This window comes from Kitasatospora sp. NPDC054795 (genome assembly GCF_053611565.1).
Window position 1 is genome coordinate 22,543 of the sequence record NZ_JBSHAP010000112.1, and the last position, 7,488, is coordinate 30,030.

10 protein-coding genes are annotated in these 7,488 nt (G+C 69.0%); 3 read left to right on the plus strand and 7 right to left on the minus strand.

What is annotated here, in order from left to right:
• The first annotated feature begins 4 nt into the window (after window positions 1-4).
• The gene (locus ACWGJO_RS31645; protein WP_452188990.1) at window positions 5-799 is read left to right on the plus strand and encodes a hypothetical protein; all 795 of its coding nucleotides are present in this window, start codon (window positions 5-7) and stop codon (window positions 797-799) included.
• A 32-nt stretch (window positions 800-831) separates the two neighbouring features.
• On the opposite strand, the gene ACWGJO_RS31650 is transcribed toward ACWGJO_RS31645, so the two are convergent.
• The 4 genes from ACWGJO_RS31650 to ACWGJO_RS31665 are packed head-to-tail and all read right to left on the minus strand — an operon-like array spanning window position 832 to window position 3,981.
• The gene (locus ACWGJO_RS31650; protein ID WP_452188992.1) at window positions 832-1,299 is read right to left on the minus strand and encodes an NUDIX hydrolase; all 468 of its coding nucleotides are present in this window, start codon (window positions 1,297-1,299) and stop codon (window positions 832-834) included.
• Between the two features lie 2 nt (window positions 1,300-1,301).
• Complete coding sequence (locus tag ACWGJO_RS31655; RefSeq protein WP_452188994.1) at window positions 1,302-1,742, minus strand: NUDIX domain-containing protein; 441 nt, start codon at window positions 1,740-1,742, stop codon at window positions 1,302-1,304.
• Window positions 1,739-2,992, minus strand: coding sequence for a DegT/DnrJ/EryC1/StrS family aminotransferase (locus ACWGJO_RS31660; RefSeq protein ID WP_452188996.1), 1,254 nt, complete (start codon window positions 2,990-2,992; stop codon window positions 1,739-1,741). Before ACWGJO_RS31660 ends, ACWGJO_RS31655 begins: the two co-directional genes overlap by 4 nt.
• The gene (locus ACWGJO_RS31665; RefSeq protein ID WP_452188998.1) at window positions 2,989-3,981 is read right to left on the minus strand and encodes a Gfo/Idh/MocA family protein; all 993 of its coding nucleotides are present in this window, start codon (window positions 3,979-3,981) and stop codon (window positions 2,989-2,991) included. Before ACWGJO_RS31665 ends, ACWGJO_RS31660 begins: the two co-directional genes overlap by 4 nt.
• Before the next feature lie 156 nt (window positions 3,982-4,137).
• Here ACWGJO_RS31665 and ACWGJO_RS31670 point away from each other — a divergent pair, with 156 nt between their 5' ends.
• A complete protein-coding gene (locus ACWGJO_RS31670; protein ID WP_452189000.1) occupies window positions 4,138-5,454 on the plus strand; it encodes a helix-turn-helix transcriptional regulator in 1,317 nt (438 codons plus the stop codon).
• A 136-nt stretch (window positions 5,455-5,590) separates the two neighbouring features.
• Here the strand turns inward: ACWGJO_RS31670 and ACWGJO_RS31675 are convergent, their stop codons facing one another.
• The 3 genes from ACWGJO_RS31675 to ACWGJO_RS31685 form a co-directional block, all read right to left on the minus strand.
• Window positions 5,591-5,803, minus strand: coding sequence for a hypothetical protein (locus tag ACWGJO_RS31675; protein WP_360332856.1), 213 nt, complete (start codon window positions 5,801-5,803; stop codon window positions 5,591-5,593).
• A gap of 71 nt (window positions 5,804-5,874) precedes the next feature.
• The gene (locus ACWGJO_RS31680) at window positions 5,875-6,315 is read right to left on the minus strand and encodes a hypothetical protein (RefSeq protein ID WP_452189003.1); all 441 of its coding nucleotides are present in this window, start codon (window positions 6,313-6,315) and stop codon (window positions 5,875-5,877) included.
• Window positions 6,315-6,689, minus strand: a complete 375-nt coding sequence (locus tag ACWGJO_RS31685; RefSeq protein ID WP_452189004.1) for a hypothetical protein — start codon at window positions 6,687-6,689, stop codon at window positions 6,315-6,317. The genes ACWGJO_RS31680 and ACWGJO_RS31685 overlap by 1 nt, the downstream gene beginning before the upstream one ends.
• Before the next feature lie 291 nt (window positions 6,690-6,980).
• Here ACWGJO_RS31685 and ACWGJO_RS31690 point away from each other — a divergent pair.
• A partial coding sequence (locus ACWGJO_RS31690) for a transposase (protein WP_452189006.1) occupies window positions 6,981-7,488 on the plus strand: 508 nt, incomplete at its 3' end.

Here is a 7,488-nt window from a genome sequence, read left to right on the forward strand (position 1 = left end):
GAACGTGGACACTTCGAGCGATGCGCCCGTGTTGGGCGACGTGCTGCTCGGTTTCTGGTCGGCTCGGGACCGCTTCCTGGAGGCGGGCTTGGCGACCAACCGCAGCGACCCGATCGGCGGCCTCGCGGAGTCTCTTGCCGCTGCAGCGTTTTGGTCGAGTGCCTCGGTGCGGGCGGCCTACGAGAGGGCACGCGGCGTCCGCACTGGGATCGACCGCTCAGGCGAGTTCGGGCCGGCGCTTGGCTCCATGCCGGTGGCGGGGAACGGTCGTAGGAACTCACTGGCTGTCGACCTTGCGGTGCCCTGGCGGTCCTTGGTGGAGCGGGTGCCGACGTTGGCGGACTTCGCGCGCCAGCGCCAAGGCGAGCGGTGGGCATGGGATGTGGCTTCAGGCGGGGCGTACGGCATCGGATCCGACGGGCCGCCTCAGAACCAATACGCGGGGCTGGCCCGACTGCAGGTCAAGGCCCGCTTCGCACCTGATGCGCCGAGCCACGGCCCGTTGGATGCGGTGCCCTTCGAGCTGGTGCGCGACGGTCCGGTGCCCGCGAATGACCTGTACGTGCTGGTGATGTTCGCCCGGATCGACGAGGAGTACCGCGACCTGAGAGCGCATAACTTCGTCTGGACGGCGGTGATCGTCACGAACGAGTGCCTGCGTGCTCTGGACCACGGTGTCTCCTCGGCAAAGCTCGACTGGAAGGAGATCCACTCCTGGTGGGGTGAGGGGAGATCGTTGCCGGCTGGCGTCCACGACGTGACCGGACTTCTGAGGTCCGTTCCGATTCCGGGCTGGTAGGTGTGTGGGTCCGTCCAGCCGCATCCGGGCGTTCACCAGGGCTCGGGGGCACTCCGGGACGTAAGCGCCAGCCGCCGGGCGACGAGAGCGCGGAGGTCAGGCCGTGTCGACCGGACACCGTCAGGCCTGGACCAGGCGAAGCGATCGTGTTCTGTCTGGTTGATCCGGACTGGCCCGCGACTGGGCGGTTCCTCGGCGGCGAAGAAGAACCCCCTGCTGGCGGGCAGCAGGGGGTTCTCGCGGGCTGGGTAGTCCAGGTGGCCGATGTACAGCGCGCTGGCGATGGCCAGCCAGGCCTCCTCCTGGACCTCACACGCGAGAGCTTCGGCGAGAGATTCGCCGGTCTCGACGCCGCCGCCGGGCGGTTCCCAGCGGCCGGCCCAGGAGTCCGACGCCGCGCGTCGGAGCATCAGGAGCCGGCCGTGGCGGACGATGAGTGCACCCACGCAGAAGGCGTCGTATCCGTCTACGCGGGCCTGATCGATGAGCTCACGGTGCACGATCAGCGGGTGACGAGTTCCCGTACGGCGTCGCTGACGGCGGGGATCTCGTCGGGTCCGGCCCACTCGTGCGCGTCGTGCTCGGTGAGGGTGACCGGGCCGGTCCGGGTGACGGTGGCCTCGAAGGTCAGCTGCCGGGTGAGGGCGCCGCTGCCGGAGGTGTAGTCGAAGTGCCCGAGATACTTCTCGACCGCGTCGATCCGCAGGCCGGTCTCCTCGTCGACCTCCCGCAGCAGGGCCTGCTCGATGCGCTCGCCCCTCTCGACCTTGCCCGACGGCAGCTCCCACAGGCCGGCCATGAACTCGCCCGCCGGGCGCCGCAGGAACAGCATGCGGTCGCCGTCGGTGATCACGGCGGCCACGACGAACCGTTCCACCCCGTCCGTCTCGGCGGCGGCGCGGATGGTGTCCTCGAACGTGGGGTCGGCGAAGGGAGAGTTCATAGCAGCTCCTTGTGGTGGTCGCTCACCTTGATGGCCGCGCGGATGTACTGCTCGGCCAGCGGACGATCCTGTTTACGATGCCAGACCGGGAGCTTGATCGTGTGCGCGTGGGTGTGCTCGGCGACCGGGAAGTCCCCTGCCCGGTAGCGGCGGTGAGCGTGCGGGTGGCCAGGGAACAGCATGGCCGGGCTCTGGTACAGCGGCAGCTGGTTCATGGGGCAGGTGGAGCCCGGCCGGTCGAACTCGACCGCGCCCTCGGCGACCAGGGCCTGGTGGAACCGCTCGACGCTGAGGCCACCGAGCTCCTGGGGGCGGTACGTGAGCGTCAACCCGTACCAGGACGGGACCACTCCTTCGGGCATCGGGATGACCTCCAGCCCGGGAACCCGGGCGAACTCCTCGGTCAGGTAGCGGGCGATCTCCGCCCGTCCGGCGAGGTAGCCGTCGAGGCGGCCGAGCTGGTCGTGCGCGATGGCGGCGGCCAGCGGGTGGATGCGGAGCTTGAGGCCGGACCCCGTGACCGCGTACTTCGCGAGCGGGTGCTTGGCCGGGATCTCGGAGTTGGCGCGCTTGTTGTAGTGGCCGAACGTCAGGAGCCGGTAGTACGTGTCGTCGTCGTCCGTGAGGACGAACCCGCCCTCGCCGCCGGACAGCGGCTTGGGGCCGTTGAGCGAGAAGGCACCGGCCAGGCCGAAGGTGCCGACCTTCTTGCCGCCGCGGGAGGCGCCGTGGGCGTGGGAGCCGTCCTCCAGCAGGAGGAGGTTGTGCGTCTTGGCGATGGCCTGGATGGCGAGCATCGCAGCCGGCCTGCCCCACAGGTGGGTGACCATGATGGCGCGGGTGCGTGGAGTGATCGCGTCCTCGATCGCGGTGGGGTCGATGTTGCCGTCCGGGCCGGTCTCGACCAGGACCGGCACCGCCCGCAGGTGGAACAGTGGCGAGGCTGTGGCGTGGAACGTCCAGGCGGGGACGATCACCTCGTCCCCGGCCTTGATCCTGGCGGCGTCGTAGGTGGCGTGCAGGGCCGCGGTGCCGGAGCTGAAGGTGACCGCGTGCCGGACGCCGAAGTAGTCCTGGAGGGCGTCCTCCAGGTCGGCGACGATGCCCGAGCGGCCGGGGATGGAGATGGCCGAGCGGAGCTGGGCGATGACCTTGCTCTCTGTGGTGTCGTCCATCGGCGGCCACTCGAAGTGCGTGCCACCGGCGGTCACCGCGGGCTCGCCGCCCAGCAGGGCGAGGTTGTTCGTCACAGCATCTCCTTGGGGTCGATGTAGCGGCCGGCGGCCTTGGACTCGTAGCAGGACGCGATGAAGGCCATGTGGCCCAGGTGTTGTTCGGGCCCGGCGGGGTTGGGGCGTTCGCCGTCCAGGACCCGGCAGAAGTAGTCGATCTGGGCGGTGGCCGCGCTGGCCGGGGCTTGCGGGCGCGACAGCTCGTCGACGACCTTGCCGTGCACATCGAGGCGCTGGACCTGGCCCTTCGTCAGCAGGACGGAGCCGAGGGTGCCGACCACGTGCAGTTTCTCGGTCTTCGGGGCCATCCAGCGGGACAGGAGCACGGTGCCGTACAGGTCGTTGTCGTAGCCGAGCTGGATGACGGCGGCGTCCTCGGCGTCGTACCCGCCGTCGGGCAGCGCGGCGGTCGAGAAGTCGGCCATGATCCGGTTAGGCATCCCGAAGTACCACAGCAGCAAGTCAACGATGTGGTAGCCCATGTCGATGATGCAGCCGCCGCCGGCCTGGCTGACGTCTCCGCGCCAGCCGGCGCCGGGGTCGTCGGTGTGGAAGGTGTACTGGCCGTCGATGAGGAACGGGGTGCCGATCTGGTCCAGGAGCTGGACCACGGACGCGTGGAGCGGGTTGAAGCGCCGTTGGAGCGTGACCATCAGCTCCACCTGGGCCTGCTGGCAGATCGCGGCGAGCTCGCGCGCCTCCGGCAGGGAGGTGGCGAACGGCTTCTCCTTGAGGACGTGCACGCCTCGGACGGCGCACTCCTCGATCACGGCCCGACCGGCGTGGTGCGGGACCGCGACGATGACGAAGTCCGGCGCCACGTTGTCCAGCAGGTCGGCGGCCCGGGTGAAGCCCGGAACGTCGTGCGTGTCCTGCTGGGCCCGCAGGGTGTCCGGGTCGTTGTCGCAGACCGCGACCAACTCGGCCCGGTTGGAGGCGAGCAGGCCGGGAAGGTGGTCTTCGAGTGCCTGGTGTCCGAGGCCGATGACCGCCGCGCGTCGTTTCATGGGCTGACTCCTTCCGCTTCGTGAGGGAACTTGTCGATGCGTGTCGAGTATAGCGCCAACTCCGCTTTCCTGGACAGGCATTGTCTGTAGTCCCGGGGTTGTCCCGCGCTCGCGCGCAGTAGGCTGCCTGTCACTGTCGATGATGGAATTGGCCCCGTGGACGACCCGATCCGGCACCCCCTCGCCTACGCCCGCGAACTGCGCGGGTGGTCACAGAACGACCTCGTCGTGTTCCTCGACCGGGCCGCCCGCAAGCACGGGCTCCGCTCCGGCGCGGACAAGACGGCCGTCAGCCGGTGGGAGAACTGGCGCAAGCAGCCGAACCTGGACTCCCAGATCCTGATCGCGGAAGCCTTCGACGTTCCGATCGCCGACATGGAGCTGTTCGGGTGGCCCGATTGGCTGCCCGGCCGCGAGGTTCCGCTGCCACTGGGATCGGCGTACACCGTCCAAGCACTTCGAGATGCACAGAGAGCCGCCATGGACCGCCGCAGCTTCATGACCTTCAGCGCCGTCTCACTGGCCGGCCTCGCCGCCCAGTGGGCCACGATCGAGCCCGATCGCCTGACTTCCGCCCTGGACGGCAGGACGGCCGTGGACCCCGGGCTCGTGGACTGGCTGGAGGAAACCAGCGCGAAGCTGACGACGCTGCCCACCGAACAGCGCCAGCACACGATCAAGCTGATGGACGCTCATCTCGCCACCGTCACTGACCTGATCGAGGGCGGCGGCCACGCCGAGCCCGTCTCCAAGCGGCTGCACCTCCTGGCCGCGTCACTGGCCACCACCTGCGGCTGGTACCGCTTCGACCAGGGAAAGCACTTCGCCGCGGGAAAGCTCTGGGCAGGGGCCTTGCAAGCCGCCAACGCCGCAGGTGACCGCGACTTCGGCGCCGGTGTGCTCTCCGACTTCGCCTACCAGTCGAACTGGATCGGCCAGCCGAACATCTCGGTGGACCAGCTCGGCCACGCACTGTCCGGTACCAAGCACCCCACCGCCCGGTCGCTGCTGTTCCTCCGGCGGGCCAGGGCCTACGCCGCGCTCGGCGAACGCTCCGCGTGCTACCGCGACCTGTCCGACGCCGAGACCGCACTGTCGACGCGGGCCAGCGACCCCGCGCCAGGCTGGTGCGCGTGGATGAGCCCCGCGGACCTCGCGGTCGACTCCGGCCAGTGCCTGCTCGATCTCGGCCGGGCCGACGAGGCGCACGTCAGGATGGCCGAGGGCCTGGCCCTCCTACCCAAGGCCCGGGACAAGACGCGTGGCATCTTCCTGACCTACCAGGCCAAGGGCTTCCTGCAGTCCAACGACGTCGAGCAGGCTCTCGCCGTCACCATCGAACCCCTCGATCTGGCCACCCGCATCGGCGCCGAGCGGTGCGTCACCCTGGTCCGCGAACTCGCGCCGGCGTTCAAGCCGTACCGCCAGGTTGACGGCGTCGCCGATCTCATCGAGCGCGTCCGGGCTGCGTGACGGGCGCTCGGATCAGAGTCGCGGTGATCAGCGGCCCGGAGAGGATGATCCGAGCCGCCGTCGTCAGGAGGCTGCCAAGCGCCAGTCTGCGAAGCCCGGCCCCATGCGGGTCGCGGGGCCGGGCTTCGCGCCGCTGTCAGCGAGAAGTGCTGGATGTGCTCGCAGGAGCGCACGTCTTGGGGGTGGCGTCGTGGTGGTGTCCGGCGAGCCAGAGCCCGGCGAGGAGTCCTGCGATCGCCAGGACCTTGTGCCGGTTCTGCTTCCACCATGACGGTGATCCGGCTGCCATGAAGCGCAGTTGCGTGAACTCAGGATGCTCGCGGGGCGGCGTGTCCTTGAACAATCCCATCTCTGGTGAACCTCCTCTCCCCCTTGGGAGGTTCATGACCATACGGCGCTCTCTGCCTTGATCGCAGACATTTAATCCCGCCTCACCGTCCCCGACGGGCCGGTCCTCACGGGTAGCCGGGCCACGCCGGCGGCGGCGCCGAGTTCCGCCTTGGTCTGCTCCAGCTCGAGCGATAGTTCGGCGATGATCCGGCGCATCACCTTGGACCTCGACCGCTCCTCGGCCAGGTCGGTCCTCAGCTCCGCTGCCTCTGCCTTGAGCGCGCGGTTGGCGTCGGCGAGTTCCTGCATCGCGGTCGGTGTGGAGTCCTGGGCCTTTGCTCGGGCCTGGAAGTCATGAACGAGGTCGGTGTGGCCGTAGACGATGTCGCGCCGAAGACCGCTCTCTGTGATCAGCTCGGAAGCCGTGAGCTTTCCGGACGACGAGCGCAGGGGTGTGCCGGCCAGGAGGCGGTCGGCCGCCGCGCGGATGGCGGCCCGGTCGGCGTCCTGGTCGCGTGGTCGGCGTCCCATCAGTGCTCCCGAGTCTGGTTGTTGGAAACGGTCGTGTGGTCGTGCGCGTCGATGATGGCGCGGCTACCGGCGGCCAGGGCTGCGGCACGGTCGCGCAGAGGGCGCGGTGCCAGCCGGTCCGCGGCCGTGACCTCCCACCGCTTGAGTCGCAGTCGCTGCTCGACGATGCTCCGGTCGGTGTAGGCCAGGTTGGTGCACGCCGAGCGGCATTCCGACTCGTCGGGGCCGTCCTCTGCGGGCAGGCCGGCCTCGAGCCGGGCCTGGCGGCAGGCCGCGGTCTCGCGTCGCCACACGCAGGTCATGCCCTCGCCGTGGTGGATGTTCGGGTTCGCCTGGTCCAGGAGCCGCTCCACGCTCTTTTCGGCGGTGACCACGCGTCCGGCGAAGCGGGCACGAGTGAAGTTCCCCCGCTGAACTGGACAGCTGTTGCTTACGCTGCGGGGGTGAAGTCGTGCTGCAGTCTGGCCCGGGTTTCGAGTGGGGTGAGGTACCCGAACTCGGGGTGTTTGCGGAGCCTGGTGCGGTTGTATTCGGCTTCGATGACCCTGTTGCCCAATTGGGTGAACCCTTCGCGATCTCGCACCTGGATGTGTCCTGGACGGAAAGATCGCTCTTCAGCGGTCTGATCCAGGGTGCGTCGTTCGGCCGCGGAACGGGGTGGAGTGGTGTCGATGGGGTCGAGATCAGGGGCAGAGGTCCCGCAGGTGACACGGCAGGTGGCCCTCGCTGCCTTCCCCAAAGGTTGTCTGGCGATGAGGGTCCGGGACGAGCTCGGCCCGCTATTCGAAGACGAGGTGTTCAGGTCCGCCTTCGGTGTCCGAGGCCGTCCTGGTGTCTCGCCGGGACAGTTGGCGTTGGTCTGCGTCCTGCAGTTCGCTGAGAACCTGACCGACCGCCAGGCCGCTCACGCCACACGCGCAAGGATCGACTGGAAGTATCTCCTCGGCGTCGAGCTGTCGGACCCCGGGTTCGACTTCACCGTGCTGACCGGGTTCCGCGACCGGATCCTGGCGCACGGGCTGGAGGAGAAGGTCCTGGACCTGCTACTGCAGCGACTGATGGAGCTGGGACTGGTCGCCCCAGGTGGTCGACAGCGCACCGACTCCACGCATGTCCTGGCCGCAGTACGGGACTTGAACCGTCTGGAGTTCGTCGGAGAGACACTGAGGGCGG

Excerpts from the sequence above, each read along its gene's own strand:
- ACWGJO_RS31665 (WP_452188998.1), bottom strand. The coding sequence starts at position 3,981 with ATGAAACGACGCGCGGCGGTCATCGGCCTCGGACACCAGGCACTCGAA.
- ACWGJO_RS31680 (WP_452189003.1), bottom strand. The coding sequence starts at position 6,315 with ATGGGACGCCGACCACGCGACCAGGACGCCGACCGGGCCGCCATCCGC.
- ACWGJO_RS31675 (WP_360332856.1), bottom strand. The coding sequence starts at position 5,803 with ATGGGATTGTTCAAGGACACGCCGCCCCGCGAGCATCCTGAGTTCACG.
- ACWGJO_RS31655 (WP_452188994.1), bottom strand. The coding sequence starts at position 1,742 with ATGAACTCTCCCTTCGCCGACCCCACGTTCGAGGACACCATCCGCGCC.